This is a genomic window from Streptomyces sp. 1331.2 (genome assembly GCF_900199205.1).
Taxonomy (GTDB): Bacteria; Actinomycetota; Actinomycetes; order Streptomycetales; family Streptomycetaceae; genus Kitasatospora.
Map to the genome: position 1 here is coordinate 6,644,616 of NZ_OBMJ01000001.1, position 23,111 is coordinate 6,667,726.

A 23,111-nucleotide genomic window follows, 5' to 3' on the forward strand; every position below is an offset into this window, starting at 1 on the left:
GATGCCCCTGGGAGTGCCCTTCGGGGGCCGGGGCCGTCACTACGTTCGGCTCAGTCGGCAAACAGTCGACCTCAGCGAGCTCATCGAGACGTCAGATGCGACGCGAAAAGCGGCATCCCGGCGGAAGCGAACTATGGAAACAGAGAACACGCGCTCGGCCATCGCGAGAACCGGACTCGATGTCGTCGTCTCCGGAGTGATGTCCGACGCCCACACCTGGAACCTCGTCTACCTCCAGTTGCTGCTGGAGGAGTTGGGGCACCGAGTCGTCAACCTCGGCCCCTGCGTGCCCGGCGACCTGCTGGTCGCCGAGTGCGAGTGGCGCCGCCCGGACCTGATCGTGCTCAGCAGCGTGAACGGGCACGGTGCCCAGGACGGCCTGCTGGCGATCGAACGGCTGCGGGCCTGCCCGGAGCTGGCGGACTGCCCGGTGATCATCGGCGGGAAGCTCGGCGTGCGCGGCGCCGACGAAGGCGACCGCTCGGCCGAGCTGCTGGCGGCCGGGTTCGACGCGGTCTTCGACGACGCGGGCGGGGTGACGGCCTTCCGCTCCTTCGTCGGATCCCTGGAGAAGGCGGCCCTGCGAGCGGGGACGTCGGAGGCCGGCCTTGGAACGGCGCCGGCGTCGCTGGCCCTGGAAGCGGGAGGCGCCCGATGAACGGCGAGCCGGAGCGGGCCGCCGGACCGGACCGGACCGCCCGACCGGTACGAACCGCCGATCCGGAGCGGACCGGCGAGGTCGCCCGGTCCGCCGCCCGGGTGCTCCCGGTCCGGCGGTCCGGCTTCGGCGAGTTCGTCGCCCGGGCGCATGCCCGCGGGCAGTTGGTCGTCCAGCCCCGGATGGGCTTCAGCGACCCCGAGGAGATGCGCGGTGGGCTGCTCGCGACCAAGCGGGCCCGGGCCACCACCGTCGGCACGCTCACCCTGGACAGCTACACCCGGGTCGGCGACCACGACGCCGCCCGCCGGGCGCTGGCCGCAGGGGTGCGCCTCAACGGCTACCCGATCGTCGCCCACGGCACTGCCCGTACCGGGGCCGTCCTGGACGGGGCGCTGGACGAGGGCTTCCCCGTCCAGGTCCGGCACGGTTCGGCGCGGCCGCAGCGCATCATGACCGCCCTGGCCGAGGCCGGCCTGCACGCCACCGAGGGCGGACCGGCCTCCTACTGCCTGCCGTACGGCCGGGTGCCGCTGCGCGAGTCGGTGGAGAACTGGGCCGAGTGCTGCCGACTGCTCGGCTCCGTAAGGGACTTCGGCGAGGAGCCGCACCTGGAGACCTTCGGCGGCTGCATGATGGGCCAGCTCTGCCCGCCCTCGCTGCTGGTCGCCATCAGCCTCCTGGAGGGACTGTTCTTCTGCCAGAACGGGGTGACCGACGTCTCGCTGAGCTACGCCCAGCAGACCAGCGGCCCGCAGGACGAGGAGGCCGTGGCCGCGCTGCGCCGGCTGGCGGCCGAGTTCCTGCCCACGCCCTCCTGGCACATCGTGGTCTACACCTACATGGGCGTCTTCCCACAGACCCCCGAGGGGGCGGCCGACCTGCTCGCCGCCTCGGCGCGGCTCGCGGTCCGCTCAGGCGCCTCACGGCTGATCGTGAAGACCTCCGCCGAGGCGTTCGGGATCCCGACCGTCGGGGAGAACATGACCGCCCTGGAGCACGCGGCCCGGGTGGCAGCCGGGACAACCTCCCTACCGGGCACCGGGGTCGAGGAGGACAGCGAGGTCTACGCCGAGGCGCGGGCCTTTGTGGAGGCGGTGCTGGACCTGGACGGCGTGGTCGCCCGCTCCCTGCCGACCGCCTTCGAACGCGGCTACCTGGACGTCCCGTTCTGCCTGCACCCGGACAACGCGGGCCTGTCCCGCAGCACCATCGACGACTCCGGCCGACTGCGCTGGACGGCGACCGGCTCGATGCCGCTCGGCCGCGCCGCCGTCACCGGGCTCACCCGGCCGCTCACCTCGGCCGGACTGCTGACCTCGCTGTCGTACGTCCAACGCGGCTACGACCGCGCGGAACTCGGCCGCGCCGCGGGCCGGTCGATCACCACTGTTCCTTCATCCACTCCAGAGAGCACGAGGCCCCAACCGTGAACACCCCCTTCGAGACGCCCGAACTCCCGCACCCCCGCCGGCACCTGACCTCCCCGGTCACCCGCGGCGCGCTGCGCATCCAGGGCGGGCTGCTGACCGCCGCCCGCCAGTTCCTGCGCGACAACGGCTTCACCGAGCTGCTCCCGCCGATCATCGGGCCGGTCACCGACCCGGGCAACCGCGGCGCCAAGCAGGTCGACATCGACTACTACGGCCACCGCTACAAGCTGATGACCAGCGCGATCCTGTACAAGCAGGCCTCGCTGCTGGCCTTCGACAAGATCTTCTACGTGGCGCCGAACGTCCGCCTGGAGCCGGTGGAGACCGCCGGCACCGGCCGCCACCTCACCGAGTTCCACCAGCTGGACGTCGAGGTGGCCGGCGCCACCCGGGACGACATCCTCCAGCTGATCGAGGACCTGGTGCGCCACATGGCCCGCCACGTGGTCACCGAGCACGCCGAGGACCTGGAGCAACTCGGCCGCGACCCGGGCGCGTTCACCGACCTGATCAACACCGCCTTCGACCGGATCTCGCACGCCACCGCCGTCGAGCGGCTGCACGAGCTCGGCCACGGGCAGAGCCCGGACGCCGAACTCGACTGGCCCGGCGAGGCGTTGCTCTCCGGCAAGGCCAGCCGCCCGTTCTTCGTCACCGACTACCCCAAGGGCTCGCGCGGCTTCTACGACCGGGAGAACCTGGAAAATCCGGGCGTGCTGCGCAACTTCGACCTGATCGCGCCCGAGGGCTACGGCGAACTGTGCAGCGGCAGCGAGCGCGAGTCCGACTACGCGCGGATCGTCGCCCGGATCCGCGAGACCGGCGAGAACCCGGCCAAGTACGCCTGGTACCTGGAGACCGCCCGCGAGGGCATCCCGGCCAGCTCCGGCTTCGGCATCGGCCTGCAGCGCCTCACCCGCTACGTCGCCGGGCTGGACGCCGTCTGGCAGGCCAGCGCGTTCCCCAAGCTGGTCGGGACGGTGTCGCCGTGAGCGCCCTGCACGCCGTCGGCCTGCCGGAGGCCGAGATCCGCACCCGCGCCCGCACCGGCACCGCCGCGGCCTTCCCCTCGGTGGACGACTACGGCCACACCCTCTACGGCGACGACGGCCGGCCCGCCGCGGACCCGCTCGACCGGGCCCGGCTGGTCCCGCCGGTGTTCGTCCCGCAGCGGCTGGAGAAGCTGATCGACCTGGGCCGCGAACCGCTCTTCTCCGACGTCGAACTCGCCACCACCGTCGGCGGTTTCGCCTCCGCACTGCCGCTGTACGTGTCGGCCTTCGGCTCCACCCAGGTCGCCAGCCGCGACCTCGGGGTGGCCGCCGCCCGGCAGGCCGGCCGGCTCGGCCTGCCGATGGTGATCGGCGAGAACATCGTCCCGGTCCAGGGCTACGGCCGCGCCGAGACCGACGAACAGCGCGCCCTGCTGCGCAGGATCGAGGCCTATGCCGGTGAACTCCCGGACGGACTGGGCGGGTTGGTGGTCCAGCAGAGCACCGAGGACGCCGACGCCGAGGTCTGGAACCTGGTCTACAGCGACCCCGGCACCCGCGGACTGCTCGAATCCGGGCGCCTGGGCTTCGAGTTGAAGGTCGGCCAGGGGGCGAAGCCCGGCCTCGGCGGAATGACCGTCCTGCCGCGCGCCGAGGCGGCCCGGCTCGCCGACCGCTTCCAGCTCCAGGAGGTCTTCGGTCCGGACGATCCGCGGGTCCTGCGCAGCGGCAGCCCCGGCACCTTCACCGACGAGATCCTGCGCCAGCAGATCCGGCTGATGCGCAACAACTTCCCGCACGCCCGGGTCTGGGTGAAGCTCCCGCCGGCCCGGGACGTCGCCGCGGCCGCTGCGGTGGCCTGGGCGGCCGGCGCCGACGCGGTGACCGTGGACGGCGCCGAGGGCGGCTCAGGCTGGGCGCCCAGCGCCTTCCCGGCGCAGGTCGGCCTCCCGCTGCACGAGTGCCTGCGCCGGGTCAGCCCGACCGGCTGCCTGCTCGCGGCCGGCCGGATCTGGGAGGGCGCCCGGGCGGCCAAGGCGCTCGCCCTCGGGGCCACCGCCGTCGGCCTCGGGCGGGCGGCGCTGCTGGCCGTCGACGAGGACCCGCAGGACGGCCTGGCCCGCCTGGTGGAGTGCCTGGCGCTGGAGCTGCGGCTGATCACCAGCGCGCTCGGCGTCTACTCCACCGGCGCGCTGACCCCGGAGGACGTCTGGTTCGGCGCGGACCCCACGACGACCGCCACCGCCGAACATCGGGTGGGGAGCCAGGCGGAGGGCCACCTCCGTGGCTGAGGCCGAGACCCTGGTCCGCAAGGACGGCCCGGAGCCGCCCGGCCGGCCGGGGCAGCCCGGACAGCCCGAACCGCACGCCTACGGAAGCCCGTTCAGCCCCGGCTACCTCGGCTTCGTCGCCGCGAACGGCTTCTCCGCGGTCGGGAACTCCGCCTGGTTCGTCGCCCTCACCGTGGTGCTCACCGAGACCGCCTCCCCGACCGTGACCGGCGCCGTCCTGGCGCTCTGCTCGCTGCCCGCGCTGCTGGGCCTGCTGATCGGCGGGGCGGTGGTCGACCGGACCGGCCCGCGCCGGGTCATGGTCGTGGCGGACCTGCTGCGCTGCGCCGTCCAGGCGGCGGCCGCCGTCGTCGCCTGGCTCGGCCACCTGTCGGTGCCCGTCTTCGTGGCCGTGCTGCTGCTGACCAACCTGATGGACGCCTTCTTCATGCCGGCCTCCGGGGCGCTGCGCCCCCGCCTGCTGCCGCGCGAGCACCTGCTGCGGGGCAACTCGCTGTTCCTGCTGGGCGCGCGCGGCGGCCAGGCACTCGGCGGGCCGGTCGGGGCGCTGCTCATGGGCGTCGGCGGCGCGGCCCTGGTGGCCGGCTTCGACGCGGTCAGCTTCGCCGTCTCGGCCGTCGCGGTGCTGCTGCTGCGGGCCCCGGCCGTACGGCGAGCGGTACCGACAGCGGCACCGTCCCCGGGAAAGGCCGAGGACGGTGGCGGCCCGCCGCCGGAGGGCCTGCCGGCCCGGATCCGGGAGGGCCTGCGGTACATCCGCGGCCACCGCGACCTGTTCTGGCTGATCGTGCTGATCGGCCTGAGCGAGCTCGCCAGCATGGGGCCGGTCAACGTCGGCCTGGTGCTGCTCGCCGACCGCTACGGCACCCCGCTGGGCGTCGGGGCGCTGCTCACCGCCTTCACCCTGGGCGCCGTCGCCAGCTTCCTGATCTCGACGGCCTGGCCGACCCGCCGCCGCAGCGGCGGCATGGTGGTCGTCGGGGTGACGGGGCAGGGCCTGCTGCTGGCCGTCCTCGGCGTGATCGGGTCCTTCGGGCCGGCCGTGGCCGTCTACTTCGGGCTCGGCATGCTCTCCGGGCTGGTCGGCAACGTGCTCGGCTCGCTGGTACAGCGCTGGGCCGCGCCGGAGGTGCGGGGCCGGGTGATGTCCGTCCTCAACATGACGGCCTTCACGGCCGTGCCGGTGGGCAACCTGATGCTGGGCGTGCTGGTCAACGCCGTCGGGCTGCCCGCCACGATGCTCCTGCACGGCGCCCTGGCCGGGCTCGCGGCGCTCATCGCCGCCCTCCGGCCCGCCATCGGCAAGGCCCGGCTGGACTGAAGTGCCGCCGGACTGCCTCAGCGAGTGCCCCCCGGCGCTTCCCCCCGCTCGTACGGTCGTAGGCGTGGCCGCGGCGCGTGCGAATCCCCTGGTGACAGACCCCCGCAGCGAATCCCCCGCAGAAACCCGCAGCAGAAACCCGCAGCGGACCCCGATACCGCAGTGAATTCCCGGACACAGGAGCCGACATGAGCAGCAACCCCTTCGAGAACCCGGACGAGTCGTACTACGCGCTGGTCAACGACGAGGGCCAGTACTCCCTCTGGCCGGCCTCGATCCCCGTCCCCGAGGGCTGGACCTCGGCCCACGGCGAGGACACCCGGGAGGCGTGCCTGGCCCACATCGAGTCCGCGTGGACGGACATGCGGCCCAACAGCCTGATCAACGCGTCGAACTGACCCGCCCCGCGCGACCCCTAGGAGTCCCCGTGATCCCGTTGTCCTACGCCCAGCGACGGCTGTGGTTCATCAACCAGCTGGAGGAGCCGAACGGCACGTACAACGTCCCCGTGGTCGTACGGTTCCGGGGACCGCTGGAGGTCGAGAGCCTGCGCGGCGCCCTCCACGACGTCCTGGTCCGCCACGAGGCGCTGCGCACCACGTTCTGCGAGCGGGACGGGGAGCTGTGGCAGGAGGTGGCGGACGAGGAGTCGGTGCAGCTCACCTTCGTCACCCGGGACTGCACGGAGGCGGAGCTGGAGGAGCTGGTCGACGCGGAGACCGCGCGGCCCTTCGACCTCGCGGTGGACATGCCGCTGCGGGCGCTGCTGCTCTCCGTCGACCCGCAGCAGCACGTGCTGGTGGTGGTGATGCACCACATCGCCAGCGACGGCTGGTCGATGGCCCCGCTGCTGCGCGACCTCGCCACCGCGTACGAGGCGCGCTGCGCCGGCCGGGCGCCCGCTTGGGAGCCGCTGCCGGTGCAGTACACCGACTACACCCTCTGGCAGCGCGAACTGCTCGGTGAGGAGGACGACCCGGAAAGTCTGCTGTCCCGTCAACTCTCCTTCTGGAAGCAGGAGTTGGCCGATCTGCCGGAGGAGCTGGCGCTGCCCGCCGACCGGCCCCGACCGGCGGTCGGCTCGCACCTGGGCGGCACCGTCCGCTTCGAGGGTGACGCCGACGTGCACCGCCGGCTGGCGCGGCTGGCCCAGGCCGACGGCGGCACGCTGTTCATGGTGCTGCAGGCGGCGCTCGGCGTCCTGCTCTCCCGGCTGGGCGCCGGCACCGACATCCCGCTGGGCACGCCGGTGGCCGGGCGCACCGACGAGGCGCTGGACGAGCTGGTCGGCTTCTTCGTCAACACCCTGGTGCTGCGCACCGACCTCTCCGGCAACCCGACCTTCACCGAGCTGCTGGCCCGGGTCCGCCGCAGCGACCTCGCGGCCTTCGAGAACCAGGACGTGCCCTTCGAGCAGCTGGTCCAGGAGCTCAACCCGGACCGCTCGCTCGCTCGCAACCCGCTGTTCCAGGTGATGCTGGTCCTGCAGAACGCCGCCACCGCGCGCCTGGACTTCGCCGGCCTCGACGCCGAGCACCGGATCGCCGCCAGCACCGGGTCGAAGTTCGACCTGACCCTGGACCTCGCCGAGCGCCAGGACCTCTTCGGCGGCCCGGCCGGGCTGAGCGGCACCCTGCAGTACTCGGCCGACCTGTTCGACCGCCGGACGGCGGAGTGGCTGGCGGCGAGCCTGCTGCGGGTGCTGGAGGCGGTGGCCGCGTTCCCGGACGCCCGGGTCGGCGAGCTGGACCTGCTCAGCGACGAGGAGTTGGCGCTGCTGGAGGAGTGGAACGGCCCGGCGGGCGTGCCGGTGGCGCAGTGCGCCCACGGGGTGGTCGAGGCCCGGGCCGCGGAGACCCCGGAGGCGACGGCCCTGGTCTTCCGCGACGAGCGGGTGACGTACGCGGAGCTGAACGCCCGGGCGAACCGGCTGGCGAGGCAGCTGCGCGCGGCCGGCGTCGAGCGCGGCCGGGTGGTCGGGGTGCTGTTGGAGCGCGGCGTCGACCTGGTGGTGGCGGTGCTGGGCGTGCTGAAGGCCGGCGCGGGCTACACCGTGCTGGACACCGACTTCCCGGCGGACCGCTGGAAGGCCGTCCTGGGGCAGGTGGACGCCGAGGTCGTGGTCACCACGGCCGAGTACGCCGAGCGGCTGCCCGAGCTGCGGGCGGTGCGGCTGGACGCGGATGCGGCGCGGATCGCCGCCCAGGACCCGGCGGACCCGGGCCTGAGCGTCGGCCTGGACGACGTGGCCTGCGTGATGTTAACCTCCGGCTCGACCGGCCGTCCCAAGGGCGTGGTGGCCTCCCACCGTGCGCTGGTGGCGACCCTGGTCGGCCAGGAGTTCGTCGGTTTCGGTGCGGACGAGGTCTGGCTGCAGTGCTCGCCCGTCTCCTGGGACGCCTTCGCCCTGGAGCTGTTCGGCGCGCTGTTCTCCGGCGGCACCTGCGTGCTCCAGCCGGGCCAGCGCCCCGAGCCGGCGGTGATCGAGGCGCTGGTCGCCGAACACAAGGTGTCGACGATGCACGTGTCGGCGAGCCTGCTCAACTTCCTGCTGGACATGTACCCGGGTGTCTTCGGCTCGGTGCGCCAGGTGATGACCGGCGGCGAGCCGGCCTCGATGCCGCACGTGCGCAAGCTCCTGGAGCAGCGTCCCGACCTCCGGCTGGTGAACGGCTATTCGCCGGTGGAGAACATGATCTTCACCATGTGCCACACGGCGGTGCCGGCGGACGCCTCGTCGGTCTCGCTGCCGGTCGGCCGGCCGATCGCCGGCAAGCGGGTCTACGTGCTGGACAACTTCCTCAACCTCGTCCCGCCGGGCGTGGCCGGGGAGCTGTACATGGCCGGCCCGGGCCTGGCGCGCGGCTACGCGGGCCAGCCGGCGCTCACCTCCGAGCGCTTCGTCGCCAACCCCTTCGAGCCGGGCACCCGGATGTACCGCACCGGCGACCTGGTGCGCTGGCGCGCCGACGGCGTGATGGAGTTCCTCGGCCGCGCCGACCAGCAGGTCAAGATCCGCGGCTTCCGGATCGAACTCGGCGAGGTGGAGGCCGCGCTGTCGCGCTGCGAGGGCGTCCGGCAGGCCGTGGTGCTGGCCCGCGAGGACACCCCCGGCGACAAGCGGCTGGTCGGCTACGTCATCGGCGATCAGGGCCGGCAGGCCGACCTGGACCCGGCCGACCTGCGCGAGCAGGTGGCCGCCTTCCTGCCCGAGTACATGGTCCCCTCGGCCGTCGTGGTCCTGGAGGCGATCCCGCGCACGCCCAACGGCAAGCTGGACCGCAAGGCGCTGCCCGCCCCCGACTACAGCGCGGCGAGCACCGGCCGGGCCCCGCGCACCCCGCAGGAGGAGGTCCTCTGCGCGCTGTTCGCGGAGGTGCTGGGCCTGGAGAAGGTCGGCATCGACGACAGCTTCTTCGCCCTGGGCGGCCACTCCCTGCTCGCCACCCGCCTGATCAGCCGGATCCGCACCGCCCTGGACGCCGAACTGGGCATCCGCACCGTCTTCGAGGCCCGGACGGTCGCCGCCCTGGCCCAGCGGCTCTCCCGTGCCGGCAAGGCCCGCCCGGCCCTGCGGCGCCGGAGCAAGGAGACACCGTGAGCCGGCCCCCCGCACCGCCCGCACCCGGGCTGCCTGCCGCGGGGACGCACCCGGCCCCGGCCCCCGCGCCGCCCCTGGCGGCGTCCCACCCGGCCCCCGCGCCGCCCGCCCTGCTGCCGGAGCTGTTCGAGGCCCAGGCCGCCCGCACCCCGCGGGCCACCGCCGTGGTCTTCGAGGGCACCGTGCTCGGCTACGCCGAACTCGACGCCGCCGCCAACCGCCTCGCCCGGCTGCTGATCGAGCACGGCGCGGGCCCCGAACGGACCGTCGCCCTGGTGCTGCCGCGCACGGCCGGGCTGGTGGTCGCCCTGCTGGCCGTGCTCAAGTCCGGTGCCGCGTACCTGCCGATCGACCCGGACCACCCGGCCGGCCGGATCGCCCACGTGCTGGCCGATGCCGAGCCGACCCTGGTGCTCACCACCGAGGCCCTGGCCGACCGGCTGCCGCCCGGCGCGCTGACCGTCGACTCCGCCGCCACCGCCGAGGCCCTGGCCCGGCGCCCGGCGGGCGTCGTCACCGACGCCGAGCGCACCGCCCCGCTGCACCCGCAGCACCCCGCGTACGTGGTCTACACCTCGGGCTCCACCGGCCGCCCCAAGGGCGTCGTGGTGCCGCACGCGGCCCTGGCCAACCTGCTCGACGCCCTCCGCCGGCGCTTCCCGCTCACCGAGCGGGACCGCTGGCCGGCGGTGGCCACCGTCGCCTTCGACATGGCCGTCCCCGAGCTGTACCTGCCGCTGGTCAGCGGTGCCCGGGTGGTCCTGGTGCCACGGCCCGTCGTCAGCGACCCGGCGGCGCTCGGCCGGCTGCTGCACCGCTCGGGCGCCACCGTCCTGCAGGCCACCCCCTCGCTCTGGCGCACCCTGGTCGAGCACGGCGGTGAACTGCCCCGGCTGCGCGTGCTGGTGGGCGCCGAGGCGCTGCCGGCACCGCTCGCGGCGGCCATCCGCCGCTTCGGCGAGGTCACCAACCTGTACGGCCCCACCGAGACCACCGTCTGGTCCACGGCCGCCCGGCTCGACCCGGCGACCGGCGAACCGACGATCGGCGCACCCATCGCCGGCACCCGGGTGCACCTCCTGGACGAGGCCCTGCGCCCCGTCCCGGACGGCGAGTTGGGCGAGCTGTACATCGCCGGTGCGGGCCTCGCCCGCGGCTACGCGGGCCAGCCGGCGCTCACCGCCGAACGCTTCGTCGCCGACCCCTTCGCGCCGGGCACCCGGATGTACCGCACCGGTGACCTCGCCCGCCGCGGGGCCGACGGCGGACTGCGCTTCGCGGGCCGCGCCGACACCCAGGTGAAGGTGCGCGGCCACCGGATCGAACTGGGCGAGGTCGAGGCGGCGATGCTGCGCCACCCCGGCGTCGCGCAGAGCGCCGTCCTGGCCCGCGAGGACCGGCCCGGCGACGTCCGGCTGGTCGGCTACGCGGTGCCCGCCCGCCCGGCGGCCGACCGGGCCGAGACCCAGGACGCCCGGCAGGTCGAGGGCTGGCAGGCCGTCTTCGACGCCGAGTACCGGGCCAGCGCCGGGATCCCCCTCGGTGAGGACTTCCGGCTCTGGCGCAGCAGTTACGACGGCCGGCCGATCCCGCCGGAGCAGATGGCCGAGTGGCAGGACACCACGGTCGCCCGGATCCGCGCGCTCGGCCCGGGCCCCGGCCGGGTGCTGGAGATCGGCGTCGGCAGCGGGCTGCTGCTGGCACCGCTGGCACCGCACTGCGCGTCCTACTGGGCCACCGACGTGTCGGCGGCCGCGATCGAGGCGCTGCGCGGAAAGGTCGCCCGGGTGCCCGAACTCGCCGACCGGGTAAGGCTGTCGGTCCAGCCCGCGGACGCCGTCGCCGAGCTGCCGCTGGGCGGCTTCGACACCGTGGTGCTCAACTCGGTGGCGCAGTACTTCCCGAGCGGCGGGTACCTGCTGCGCGTGATCGAACGCGCCCTGGAGCTGGTGGCGCCCGGCGGCACCGTCTTCCTCGGCGACCTGCGCAACCTGCGCACGCAGCGCTGCCTGCAGGCCGCGATCCGGCTGGCCGGCGCCGAACCGACCGACGACGCCGGAGTGTTGCGCAAGGAGATCGAGGCCGCGGTGCTCGCCGAGGAGGAACTGCTCGTCGACCCGGCGCTGTTCACGGCGCTGCCCGGCCTGCTGCCCGAACTGGCCGACACCGAGGTGTTGTTGCGCCGCGGCGGGCACCACAACGAGCTGACCCGGCACCGCTACGACGCGGTGCTGCGTCGCCGGGCGGGTGGTGAGCAGACCGCGCCACAGGTGCCGGAACTCCGTTGGTCCGAAGGGGGGCTGGATGCCCTGGCCCGCCGGCTGGAGGCGCAGCGCCCAGCTCGGCTGCGGGTGACGGACGTGCCCAACGGCCGGCTCGCGCACGAACTCGCCGCCCTGCGGGTGCTGGAGGCGGACGGGACGGTCGCCCAGGCGCTGGCCGCCCACCGCGCCGGCACCGGCACCGCCCCGGACCCGGACCCGGAGGAGTTCCACCGCCTCGGCGAACGGCTCGGCTACCGCGTCGCGGTCGGCTGGGCCCCGGACGAAGCCGGCGCGCTCGACGTCCTGTTCACCGCACCGGAGGCCGCACCCGCCGCACCCGCCGCCCCGCGCACCGGGCCCACGCCGGCCTTGGCCGCCTGCACCAACGTGCCGGCCGGCTCGCGCGAACAGGCCGTCCTGGCCGGGGAAGTGCGTGCGCTCCTGGCCGCGCAACTACCCGGATACATGGTGCCGAGCGCCATCGTGACGCTGGACACCATGCCGCTCACCCCGAACGGCAAGCTGGACCGCAAGGCCCTGCCCGTCCCGCTCCTGCCGGTGGCCGGCACCGGCCGCGCACCGCGCACCCTGCACGAGAAGGCCCTCTGCACGCTCTTCGCCGAGGTGCTGGGCCTGGACGCCGTGGCCGGCGTCGACGACGACTTCTTCGAGCTGGGCGGCCACTCCCTGCTCGCCACCCGGCTGATCAGCCGGATCCGCACCGAACTCGATGCCGAACTGAGCATCACCACGATCTTCGAAGCCCGTACCGTCGCCGGTGTCGCGAAGCGGCTGGCCGGCGCCGACAAGGCCCGGCCCGCTCTGCGGCCGCGGTAGAAGGAGTTGCCGTGATACCCCCGTCTTCCGCGCAGCGGCGCCTGTGGTTCGTCTCCCGCCTGGAGGGCCCGAGCGACACCTACAACAGCTCGATGGCCCTGCGCCTGCGCGGCCCGCTCGACGTGCCCGCCCTGCGTGCCGCCCTCACCGACGTGGTCGGCCGGCACGAGTCGCTGCGCACCGTCTTCGTCGAGCACGACGGCGAGCCGTACCAGCACATCCTGGACCCCGCCCAGGCGACCGTCGAACTGGCCGAGGCCGCCTGCACGCCGCAGGAGCTGGCCGCGGCCGCCGACCGCGCCGCGACCCACCTCTTCGACCTGGCCGTCGACCTGCCGCTGCGCCCCACCCTGCTCACCCTCGGCCCGGACGACCACGTGCTGGTCCTGGTCAGCCACCACATCGCCACCGACGGCTGGTCGATGGGCCCGCTGCTGCGCGACCTGACGACCGCGTACGAGGCCCGCACCGCCGGCCGCGAACCCGGCTGGGAGCCGCTGCCGGTGCAGTATGCCGACTACGCGGCCTGGCAGCGCGAACTGCTCGGCGAGGAGAGCGACCCGGACAGCCTGGTGTCACGGCAACTGGACTACTGGCGCGGCGTGTTGGCCGATCTGCCGGAGGAGCTGGCGCTGCCGGCGGATCGTCCCCGCCCGGCCGTCGCCACCTTCGCCGGCGGGGTGGTCTCCACCGAGGTCGACGCACAGGTCCACCGGGCGCTGAACGCCCTGGCACGGGACCACGGTGCAACCCTGTTCATGGTGCTGCAGTCCGCGCTGGCGGCCATGCTCTCCCGCCTGGGTGCGGGCACCGACATCCCGATCGGCATGTCGGTGGCCGGACGCACCGACGAGTCGCTGGACGACCTGATCGGCTTTTTCGTCAACTCCCTGGTGCTGCGCACCGACGTCTCCGGCGACCCGAGCTTCACCGAGCTGCTCGCCCGTGTCCGGGAGACCGACCTCGGCGCCCTCGACCACCAGGACGTCCCCTTCGAGCGGCTGGTCGAGCTGGTCAACCCGGCCCGGCTGAGTGCCCGCCACCCGCTGTTCCAGGTGCTGCTGCAGCTGCAGAACACCGACGAGGTCCGGCCCGAGTTCCCGGGCGTCGAAGCCGACTTCGAGGACCTCGGCTGGGAGCGCGCCAAGTTCGACCTCGGCGCGGCCTTCTCCGAGCTGAGGGACGAGACCGGCGCGGAGGCCGGACTGATCGCCTCGGTGGAGTACTCCTCCGACCTGTTCGACCGGGGCACCGCCCAGTGGCTGTTGGACTGCCTGGTGCGGCTGCTCGGCACGGTCGCCGCCGACCCGGCGGCCCGGATCGCCGACCTCCCCCTGCTCTCGGACGCGGACCGCCGCGCCCTCGCCGAATGGAACGCCACCGACCGCGCGGTCCCGGCCGGTGACCTGCACCAGCTGTTCGAGGCCCAGGTGGCCCGGACGCCCGAGGCCGAGGCGGTGGTCTTCGAGGACGAGAGCCTGACGTACGCCGAGCTGAATGCCCGTGCCAACAGGTTGGCGCGTCACCTGGTGGCGGCCGGGGCCGGTCCGGAGACCCTGGTCGCGCTCTCGCTGCCGCGGTCCGTCGACCTGGTGGTGGCCACCCTGGCGGTGACCAAGTCAGGCGCCGCCTACCTACCGATCGACCAGGCCTACCCCGCCGACCGGGTGGCGTTCATGCTCGCCGATGCCCGCCCCGCCCTGCTGCTGACCGACCGTCCGACCGAGACGCCGGAGGACGTCCGCACCCTGGTCCTGGCGGACATCGCCGCCGAGGTGGCCGAGCAGTCCGCCGACGACCTGCCGGCCGTCGGTGATCAGGCCCGGCCCGCGTACGTGATCTACACCTCCGGTTCCACCGGCCGCCCGAAGGGCGTGGTCGTCACCCACCGGGGCATTGCCAACCTGGCGGCGGCGCAGGTGGACCGGTTCGGGATCGTGCCGGGCAGCCGGGTGCTGCAGTTCGCTTCGCTGAGCTTCGATGCGGCGTTCTCCGAGCTGAGCACCGCCCTGCTCTCCGGTGCGACGGTGGTGCTGGCGCCGAGCGCGCGGCTGATGCCGGGTGAGCCGCTGGCCGCTCTGCTGGCCGAGCAGGCCGTCACGCATGTCACGCTGCCGCCGGCGGCGCTGGCGCAGCAGCCGGCCGAGGGCGGGCTGCCGGACGGGATGACGCTGGTGCTCGCCGGCGAGGCAGCCCCGGCCGAACTGGTGGAGCGCTGGCTGCCCGGCCGCCGGGTGATCAACGCCTACGGCCCGTCCGAGGCGACGGTCTGCGCCACCATGAGCCTGCCGCTGACCGACAGCGCGGGCGTCCCGCCGATCGGCGGCCCGATCTGGAACTCCCGGGCGTACGTGCTGGACGGCCGCCTCGGCCTCGTCCCGGTCGGGGTCATCGGTGAGCTCTACGTGGCCGGCCCGGGCCTGGCCCGCGGCTACCTGAAGCGGCCGGGGCTGACCGCCGAGCGCTTCGTCGCGAACCCCTTCGAGCCGGGCACCCGGATGTACCGCACCGGCGACCTGGTGCGCCGACGGCCCGACGGGCAGCTGGAGTTCGTCGGCCGTGTCGACCACCAGGTGAAGATCCGCGGTTTCCGGATCGAACTCGGCGAGGTCGAGTCGGTGCTGTCGCGCTGCGAGGGCGTCCGCCAGGCCGTCGTGCTGGCCCGCGAGGACACCCCCGGCGACAAGCGCCTGGTCGGCTACGTCGTGGCCGAGCAGGAAGGTGAACCCGGCCTGGACCCGGCCGCCCTGCGCGAGCTGGTCGGCGAGCGGCTGCCCGAATACATGGTGCCGAGCGCCGTCGTGGTCCTGGACACACTGCCGCTCACCCCGAACGGCAAGCTCGACCGCAATGCCCTGCCCGCCCCCGACTTCGCCGCCGGCAGCACCGGCCGCGCACCGCGCACCCCGCAGGAGGAGATCCTCTGCGCGCTGTTCGCCGAGGTGCTGGGCCTGGAAGCCGTCGGCATCGACGACGGCTTCTTCGAACTGGGCGGCCACTCCCTGCTCGCCACCCGCCTGATCAGCCGCGTGCGCACCACGCTCCACGCCGAGCTGAGCATCCGCGAACTGTTCCAGTACCCGACGGTCCGCACCATGGCCGCCGCCCTCGACCAGCAGGGCGGCGTGCGCACCCCGCTCACCCCGATGCCGCGCACCGGCGACATCCCGCTCTCCTCCGCCCAGCAGCGCCTCTGGTTCATCAACCGGCTGGACGGCCCCGACGGCACCTACAACAGCCCGGTCGTGCTGCGCCTGCGCGGCCCGCTGAACGCCCTCGCCCTGGAGCAGGCGCTGCTGGACGTGGTCGGCCGGCACGAGACGCTGCGCACCGTCTTCCCCGAGACCGACGGCGTCCCGCGCCAGCACGTCCTGGAGAACGTGGCCGGCCGCCTGCACCTCACCGTCCACGACTGCACCGCCACCGGCCCCGCCGAGGCCCTGGCCGCCGCCGTCGGCCGTGCCTTCGACATCGCGACCGACCTGCCGCTCGGCGCCGACCTGCTCCGCGTCGACCGCGAGGACCACATCCTGGCCCTGACCTTCCACCACATCGCCACCGACGGTTCTTCGATGGGCCCGCTGCTGCGCGACCTCGCCGCCGCCTACCGCGCCCGCTGCACGGGCCGGGCCCCCGCCTGGGTGCCACTGCCGGTGCAGTACGCCGACTACACCCTCTGGCAGCGCGAACTGCTCGGCGAGGAGAGCGACCCGAACAGTCGCCTGTCGCAGCAACTGGACTACTGGCGCGGCGTGTTGGCCGACCTACCGGAGGAGCTGGCGCTGCCGGCGGACCGTCCGCGCCCGGCCGACGCCTCGCTCACCGGCGGGGTGGTCTCCACCGGGGTCGACGCCGAGGTGCACGGCGCCCTGACGGCCCTGGCACGCGACCACGGGGTCACACTGTTCATGGTGCTGCAGTCCGCGCTGGCCGCGATGCTCTCCCGCCTGGGCGCCGGCACCGACATCCCGATCGGCATGTCGGTGGCCGGGCGCACCGACGAGGCGCTGGACGAGCTGGTCGGCTTCTTCGTCAACTCCCTGGTGCTGCGCACCGACGTCTCGGGCGACCCGACCTTCGGCGAGCTGCTGGCCCGTGTCCGGGAGACGGACCTGGGGGCGCTCGACCACCAGGACGTCCCCTTCGAGCGGCTGGTCGAGCTGGTCAACCCGGCCCGGCTGAGTGCCCGCCACCCGCTGTTCCAGGTGCTGCTGCAGCTGCAGAACACGGCCGACGTGCGGCCTGAATTCCCGGGCGTGGAGGCCGACTTCGAGGACTTCGGCTGGGAGCGCGCCAAGTTCGACCTCAGTGCGGTCTTCTCCGAGCGGAGGGACGAGACGGGAGGGCCCGCCGGGCTGGTGGCCTCGCTGGAGTACTCCGCGGACCTGTTCGACCGGGGCACCGCCCAGTGGCTGTTGGACTGCCTGGTGCGGCTGCTCGGCACGGTCGCCGCCGACCCGGCGGCCCGGATCGGTGCACTGGCCCTGCTCTCGGACACCGACCGGAAGGTGCTGGCGGGGTGGAACGCCACCGACCACGCGGTGCCGGCCGGTGACCTGCACGAGCTGTTCGAGGCCCAGGTGGCCCGGACGCCCGAGGCCGTGGCGGTGGTCTTCGAGAGCGAGAGCCTGACGTACGCCGAGCTGAATGCCCGTGCCAACAGGTTGGCGCGTCACCTGGTGGCGGCCGGGGCCGGTCCGGAGACCCTGGTCGCGCTCTCGCTGCCGCGGTCCGTCGACCTGGTGGTGGCCACCCTGGCGGTGACCAAGTCAGGCGCCGCCTACCTGCCGATCGACCAGGCCTACCCGGAGGACCGGCAGGCCTTCATGCTCGCCGACGCCCGCCCGGTGCTCCTCCTCACCGACCGCGCGATGACCGTCCCGGCACCCAGGACCACCACGAGGCTGGTCCTGGAGGACATCGCCGAGGCCGTCTCCGCCGATCGCGCCGACGACCTGCCGGCCGTCGGTGATCAGGCCCGGCCCGCGTACGTGATCTACACCTCCGGTTCCACCGGCCGCCCGAAGGGCGTGGTCGTCACCCACCGGGGCATTGCCAACCTGGCGGCGGCGCAGGTGGACCGGTTCGGGATCGTGCCGGGCAGCCGGGTGCTGCAGTTCGCTTCGCTGAGCTTCGATGCGGCGTTCTCCGAGCTGAGCACCGCCCTGCTCTCCGGTGCGACGGTGGTGCTGGCGCCGAGCGCGCGGCTGATGCCGGGTGAGCCGCTGGCCGCTCTGCTGGCCGAGCAGGCCGTCACGCATGTCACGCTGCCGCCGGCGGCGCTGGCGCAGCAGCCGGCCGAGGGCGGGCTGCCGGACGGGATGACGCTGGTGCTCGCCGGCGAGGCAGCCCCGGCCGAACTGGTGGAGCGCTGGCTGCCCGGCCGCCGGGTGATCAACGCCTACGGCCCGTCCGAGGCGACGGTCTGCGCCACCATGAGCCTGCCGCTGACCGGTGAGGACACCACCCCGCCGATCGGCGGCCCGATCTGGAACACCCGCGCCTACGTCCTGGACGGCCGCCTCGGCCTCGTCCCGGTCGGCGTCATCGGTGAACTCTACGTGGCCGGCCCGGGCCTGGCCCGCGGCTACCTGAACCGGCCGGGGCTGACCGCCGAGCGCTTCGTCGCCGACCCCTTCGCCTCGGGGGAGCGGATGTACCGCACCGGCGACCTGGTGCGCCGCCGGCCCGACGGGCAGCTGGAGTTCGTCGGCCGTGTCGACCACCAGGTGAAGATCCGCGGTTTCCGGATCGAACTCGGCGAGGTCGAGGCCGCACTCACCCGCTGCGAGGGCGTCCGGCAGGCCGTCGTGCTGGCCCGCGAGGACACCCCCGGCGACAAGCGCCTGGTCGGCTACGTGGTCGGTGAACCGGGCCTGGACCCGGCTGCTCTGCGCGACCTGGTCGGGGAGCGGCTGCCCGAATACCTCGTCCCCTCCGCCGTGATCGTCCTCGACGCCATGCCGCTGACCCCCAACGGCAAGCTCGACCGGAACACCCTCCCCGCCCCCGACTACACCGCCGGCAGCACCGCCCGCGCTCCCCGCACCGCCCGCGAGGAGATCCTCTGCGTGCTGTTCGCCGAGGTGCTGGGCCTGGAGGGCGTCGGCATCGACGACGGCTTCTTCGAGCTGGGCGGCCACTCGCTCCTCGCCACCCGCCTGATCAGCCGGATCCGCGCCACCCTGGACGCCGAGCTGAGCATCCGCGAGCTGTTCCAGTACCCGACGGTCCGCACCATGGCCGCCGCCCTGGACGAGCAGGGGGCGGTGCGCACCCCGCTCACCCCGATGCCGCGCACCGGCGACATCCCGCTCTCCTCCGCCCAGCAGCGCGTCTGGTTCATCAACCGGATCGAGCGGACCGACGAGAACGCCTACTACAACTGCCCGTTCGCCCTGCGCCTGCGCGGCCCGCTGGACGCCGCCGCGCTGGAGCAGGCGCTGCTGGACGTGGTCGGGCGACACGAGTCGCTGCGCACCGTCTTCCCCGAGACCGACGGCGTCCCGCGCCAGCAGGTCCTGGACGACGTCGCGGGCCGGCTGCGCCTCACCGTCCACGACTGCACCGCCACCGGCCCGGCCGAGGCGCTGGCCGCCGCCGTCGGCCGCGGCTTCGACGTCACCACCGAACTGCCGCTGCGCGCCCACCTGATGGTGGTCGGGCCGGAGGAGCACGTCCTGCTGCTGGTGATCCACCACATCGCCACCGACGGCTCCTCGATGGCCCCGCTGATGGGCGACCTCGCCGCCGCCTACCGCGCGCGCCGGGCCGGCCGGGCCCCCGGCTGGGAGCCGCTGCCGGTGCAGTACGCCGACTACACCCTCTGGCAGCGCGAACTGCTCGGCCAGGAGGACGACCCGGACAGCCTGGCGGCGGCCCAGATCGCCTACTGGAAGCAGGCGTTGGCCGGCCAGCCCGAGGAGATCAGCCTCCCGGTGGACCGGCCGCGACCGGCCGTCTCCTCGCACACCGGCGGCATGGTGCACGCCGAACTGGACGCGGCGGTGCACAAGGAGCTCGCCGGCCTCGCCCGGGCCGGCGGCGTCACCCTGTTCATGCTGCTGCACGCTGCCGTCGCCACCGTGCTGTCGCGGCTGGGCGCGGGCACCGACGTCTCGATCGGCACCCCGGTGGCCGGGCGCACCGACGAGGCGCTGGACGGCCAGGTCGGCTTCTTCGTCAACACCCTGGTGCTGCGCACCGACCTGTCCGGCAACCCGACCTTCCGCGAGCTGCTGGCCCGCGTCCGGGACACCGACCTGGGCGCCTTCGACCACCAGGACGTCCCCTTCGAGCGCCTGGTCGACGTGCTCAACCCGGCCCGGGCCGCCGCCCGCAACCCGCTGTTCCAGATCGTCCTGGCCCTGCACAACCACGCGATCGAGGAGGGCGAGTTCGCCGGCCTGCCGGCCGAGGCGGAGCCCGTCGAACTGGGGGCGGCCAAGCTCGACCTGAACCTCAACTTCACCGAGGTCCGCGACCAGGCCGGCACCGTGACCGGCCTGGCCGCCGCGCTGGAGTACTCCGCCGACCTGTTCGACCGCAGCACAGCCGAGTGGCTGCTGCGCTGCCTGGTCGACCTGCTCGGCGTGGTCACCGAGGATCCCGACGCGCGGATCGGGGCGCTCCCGGTGCTCTCCGCGGCCGGGCGGCGCGAGCTGGCGGCCTGGAACGACACCGAGTGGCCCGTCCCGGCGACCACCCTGCACGGGCTGGTCGAGGCCCAGGCGGCCCGCACCCCCGGGGCGGTCGCGGTCCGGTTCGCCGACACCGAGCTCGACTACGCCGAACTGGACGCCCGGGCCAACCGGCTGGCCCACCACCTGCTGGCGCACGGCGCCGGACCCGGCCAGCTGGTCGCCGTCGCCGTCCCGCGCTCGCCGGAGCTGCCGGTGGCGCTGCTCGGCGTGCTGAAGACCGGGGCCGCCTACGTCCCGGTCGACCCGGGCCACCCGGCGGACCGGATCCGGCAGATCCTGGCCGAGGCCCGGCCGACGGTGCTGCTCACCGACAGGGCCGGCGCGCGCTCCGAGTGGGCCACCCAGGTCGCCCCGGCCGCCCCGGTCGACCAGGCGTCCCCGACCAGCCGGGCCGACAGCGCCGCCCGGGTGATCGTCCTCGACACCGAGTCCACCCGGACGGAGCTGGCCGCCCGCCCGGCCACCGCCCCGCCCCCCGTCCCGCAGGCCGAGGCGCAGACGGCCTACGTGATGTACACCTCGGGCTCCACCGGCCGCCCCAAGGGCGTCGTGGTCGACCACCCGGGCCTGGTCAACCTGCTGACCGAGCTGGCCCAGGAGCTGCCGATGGCCGTCGGCGACGTGATGCTCCAGCAGGCCACGGCCGCCTTCGACATCTCGGTGGCGGAGCTGTTCCTGCCGCTGATGCAGGGCGCTGCCACCGCGCTGACCACCCGGGAGGAGGTCCGCGACCCGGCCGTCCTGGCCGAACTGATCGGGCGCTACGGCGTCACGGTCTGCCAGGCCACGCCGAGCCTGTGGCAGGCGCTGCTGGACGAGCGCCCCGACGCCGTCCGGGGCCTGCGGATGATGGTCGGCGGGGACGCCCTCCCGCCGGCCCTGGCGGCCCGGCTGGCGGTGGCCGGCTCCCGACTGGTCCACTGCTACGGGCCGACCGAGACCACCGTCTGGTCCACCACCGCCGAGCTGACCGCCCGCCCCGGCACCCCGCCGATCGGCCACCCGATCCGCAACACCCGGGCGTACGTCCTGGACGGGTACCTCAACCCGGTGCCCCCGCGGGTCGTCGGCGAGCTCTACCTCGCCGGGACCGGCCTGGCCCGCGGCTACCTCGGCCGGCCGGGGCTCACCGCCGAGCGCTTCGTCGCCGACCCGTTCGCAGCGGGGGAGCGGATGTACCGCACCGGTGACCTGGTGCGCCGCCGCCCGGACGGGCAGCTGGAGTTCGTCGGCCGCGTCGACCACCAGGTGAAGGTCCGCGGCTTCCGGATCGAGCTCGGCGAGGTCGAGGCCGTCCTGGCCGCGCACCCGGCGGTGCTGCAGAGCGCAGCGGCCGTCCGCGAGGACGGGCCGGGCGGGCAGCGGCTGGTCGGCTACGTCGTGCCGCGGCCCGGTGCCACGCCGCCGGCCCCGGAGGAGCTGCGCCGGCACGTCGGTGGCCGGCTGCCCGAGTACATGGTGCCCTCCGCGGTCCTCGTGCTCGACGCCCTGCCGCTGACCTCCAACGGCAAGCTCGACCGCACGTCCCTGCCCGCCCCCGCCTACGCGGGCACCGGGCGGGCCCCGCGCACCCCGCGCGAGGAGGTGCTCTGCGCCCTGTTCGCCGAGGTGCTCGACGTGGCCACGGTCGGCGTCGACGACAGCTTCTTCGACCTCGGCGGCCACTCCCTGCTCGCCACCCGCCTGACCAGCCGGATCCGCGCCGCCCTCGGGGTGGAGCCGGGCATCCGCGACCTGTTCGCGGCACCCACCCCGGCCGGCCTGGCCGCCGCGCTGGACGACGGCGGGCAGGGCGATGCGCTCGGCGTGCTCTTCCCGCTGCGCCCGCACGGCGAGGCCACCCCGCTGTTCTGCGTCCACCCGGTGGCCGGGGTCAGCTGGGTCTACTCGGGGCTGCTGCGCCACCTCGACCCGCAGGTGCCGGTGTTCGGGCTGCAGGCCCGCGGGCTCACCGAGCCGGGGGCGCTGCCGAGGAGCATCGCCGAGATGGCCGAGGACTACGTCGCCGAGATCCGCAAGGCCCGCCCGCACGGCCCGTACCGGCTGCTCGGCTGGTCCTTCGGCGGCCAGGTCGCCCACGCCGTCGCCGTGCGGCTGCAGGCCGAGGGCGAGCAGGTCGAACAGCTCACCGTGCTGGACGGTTTCCCCGTCCACCCGGAGGCCGGCCGGCTGCCCGCCGACGCCCCGGAGCCGCAGACGCTGACCGCGCTGCTCCACTCGCTGGGCCACTCGGTGCCCGACCCCGCCGAGGGCGGGGGAGAGCTGGACCGGGCCCGGCTGCGGGAGGTGCTGGAGCAGGCGGGCAGCCCACTGTCCGGCCTCGACGAGGACCGGCTCGCGGCGCTGGTCGCGGTCTTCGCCAACAACGCCGAGCTCGTGCACACCGGGGTCTCCGGTGTCTACGACGGCGACCTGATCCACGTCACCGCCACGCTCGGCAAGCCCGCCGACGCGCCCACCGCCGAGGACTGGCGCCCGTACGTCACCGGGGCCGTCCACCGCCACGATCTCGCCTGCCACCACGGCGCCCTGACGCAGCCGGAACCGATCGCCGCCGTCAGCGCCGTCCTGGCCGGGCAGGCCCCGACCCCGAGGAGGACCACCGCATGAACGTCGAACAGGCCCGCGAGTTCTACGAGTTGATCGACACCGACGACATCGACGGCCTGATCGGGCGGTTCGCCCCCGAGGCCGCCTACCACCGGCCGGGCTACGACCCGCTGGTCGGCCGGGAGCGGCTGCGCCGCTTCTACGCCGAGGAGCGGGTGATCAAGGAGGGCCGGCACACCCTGGAGCGGGTGGTCGAGGCCGACGGACTGACCGCCGTGCACGGCAGCTTCCGCGGCACCCTGCACGACGGCCGCCGGGCGGCTCACCGCTTCGCCGAGTTCTTCGAGTCGACGCCGGAAGGACTGATCGCCCGCCGCGACACCTTCTTCTTCACCTCGCTGGTCTGAGCACATCCGGCGGGTGCGCCGGGAACCGCCCGGCACACCCGCCCCCACCCACC

The 23,111-nt window shown here is 74.3% G+C and carries 9 protein-coding genes and 1 pseudogene; all 10 read left to right on the forward strand.

Going from position 1 to position 23,111, the window contains the following annotated elements; all coding sequences use genetic code 11:
* Positions 1 to 133: 133 nt before the first annotated feature.
* The 10 genes and pseudogenes from CRP52_RS28895 (at position 134) to CRP52_RS28940 (ending at position 23,058) form a co-directional block, all read left to right on the forward strand.
* The gene (locus CRP52_RS28895) at positions 134 to 658 is read left to right on the forward strand and encodes a cobalamin B12-binding domain-containing protein (RefSeq protein ID WP_097239075.1); all 525 of its coding nucleotides are present in this window, start codon (positions 134 to 136) and stop codon (positions 656 to 658) included.
* Positions 655 to 2,091 carry a methylaspartate mutase gene (locus CRP52_RS28900; protein WP_097239076.1) on the forward strand — a complete coding sequence of 479 codons (1,437 nt, stop codon included), beginning with the start codon at positions 655 to 657 and terminating at the stop codon, positions 2,089 to 2,091. The genes CRP52_RS28895 and CRP52_RS28900 overlap by 4 nt, the downstream gene beginning before the upstream one ends.
* Positions 2,088 to 3,083 (forward strand): asparagine synthetase A, encoded by a 996-nt coding sequence (locus tag CRP52_RS28905; RefSeq protein ID WP_097239077.1) that lies wholly within the window; start codon positions 2,088 to 2,090, stop codon positions 3,081 to 3,083. The genes CRP52_RS28900 and CRP52_RS28905 overlap by 4 nt, the downstream gene beginning before the upstream one ends.
* Positions 3,080 to 4,375 (forward strand): glutamate synthase-related protein, encoded by a 1,296-nt coding sequence (locus tag CRP52_RS28910; RefSeq protein ID WP_097239078.1) that lies wholly within the window; start codon positions 3,080 to 3,082, stop codon positions 4,373 to 4,375. Before CRP52_RS28905 ends, CRP52_RS28910 begins: the two co-directional genes overlap by 4 nt.
* The gene (locus tag CRP52_RS28915; RefSeq protein ID WP_179852958.1) at positions 4,368 to 5,696 is read left to right on the forward strand and encodes an MFS transporter; all 1,329 of its coding nucleotides are present in this window, start codon (positions 4,368 to 4,370) and stop codon (positions 5,694 to 5,696) included. Before CRP52_RS28910 ends, CRP52_RS28915 begins: the two co-directional genes overlap by 8 nt.
* A 188-nt stretch (positions 5,697 to 5,884) precedes the next feature.
* On the forward strand, positions 5,885 to 6,094 hold the full coding sequence (locus CRP52_RS28920) for an MbtH family protein (protein WP_097239080.1): 210 nt from the start codon (positions 5,885 to 5,887) through the stop codon (positions 6,092 to 6,094).
* A gap of 32 nt (positions 6,095 to 6,126) precedes the next feature.
* Positions 6,127 to 9,297 (forward strand): annotated as a pseudogene (locus CRP52_RS28925) (non-ribosomal peptide synthetase); the annotation flags it as partial.
* Positions 9,294 to 12,398, forward strand: a complete 3,105-nt coding sequence (locus CRP52_RS28930; RefSeq protein ID WP_097239082.1) for a non-ribosomal peptide synthetase family protein — start codon at positions 9,294 to 9,296, stop codon at positions 12,396 to 12,398. The pseudogene CRP52_RS28925 and the gene CRP52_RS28930, both read left to right, overlap by 4 nt.
* A gap of 11 nt (positions 12,399 to 12,409) precedes the next feature.
* Entirely contained in the window at positions 12,410 to 22,711 is a 10,302-nt protein-coding gene (locus CRP52_RS28935; protein WP_097239083.1) for a non-ribosomal peptide synthetase, read from the forward strand.
* A complete protein-coding gene (locus tag CRP52_RS28940) occupies positions 22,708 to 23,058 on the forward strand; it encodes a nuclear transport factor 2 family protein (RefSeq protein WP_097239084.1) in 351 nt (116 codons plus the stop codon). The genes CRP52_RS28935 and CRP52_RS28940 overlap by 4 nt, the downstream gene beginning before the upstream one ends.
* Positions 23,059 to 23,111 lie beyond the last annotated feature (53 nt).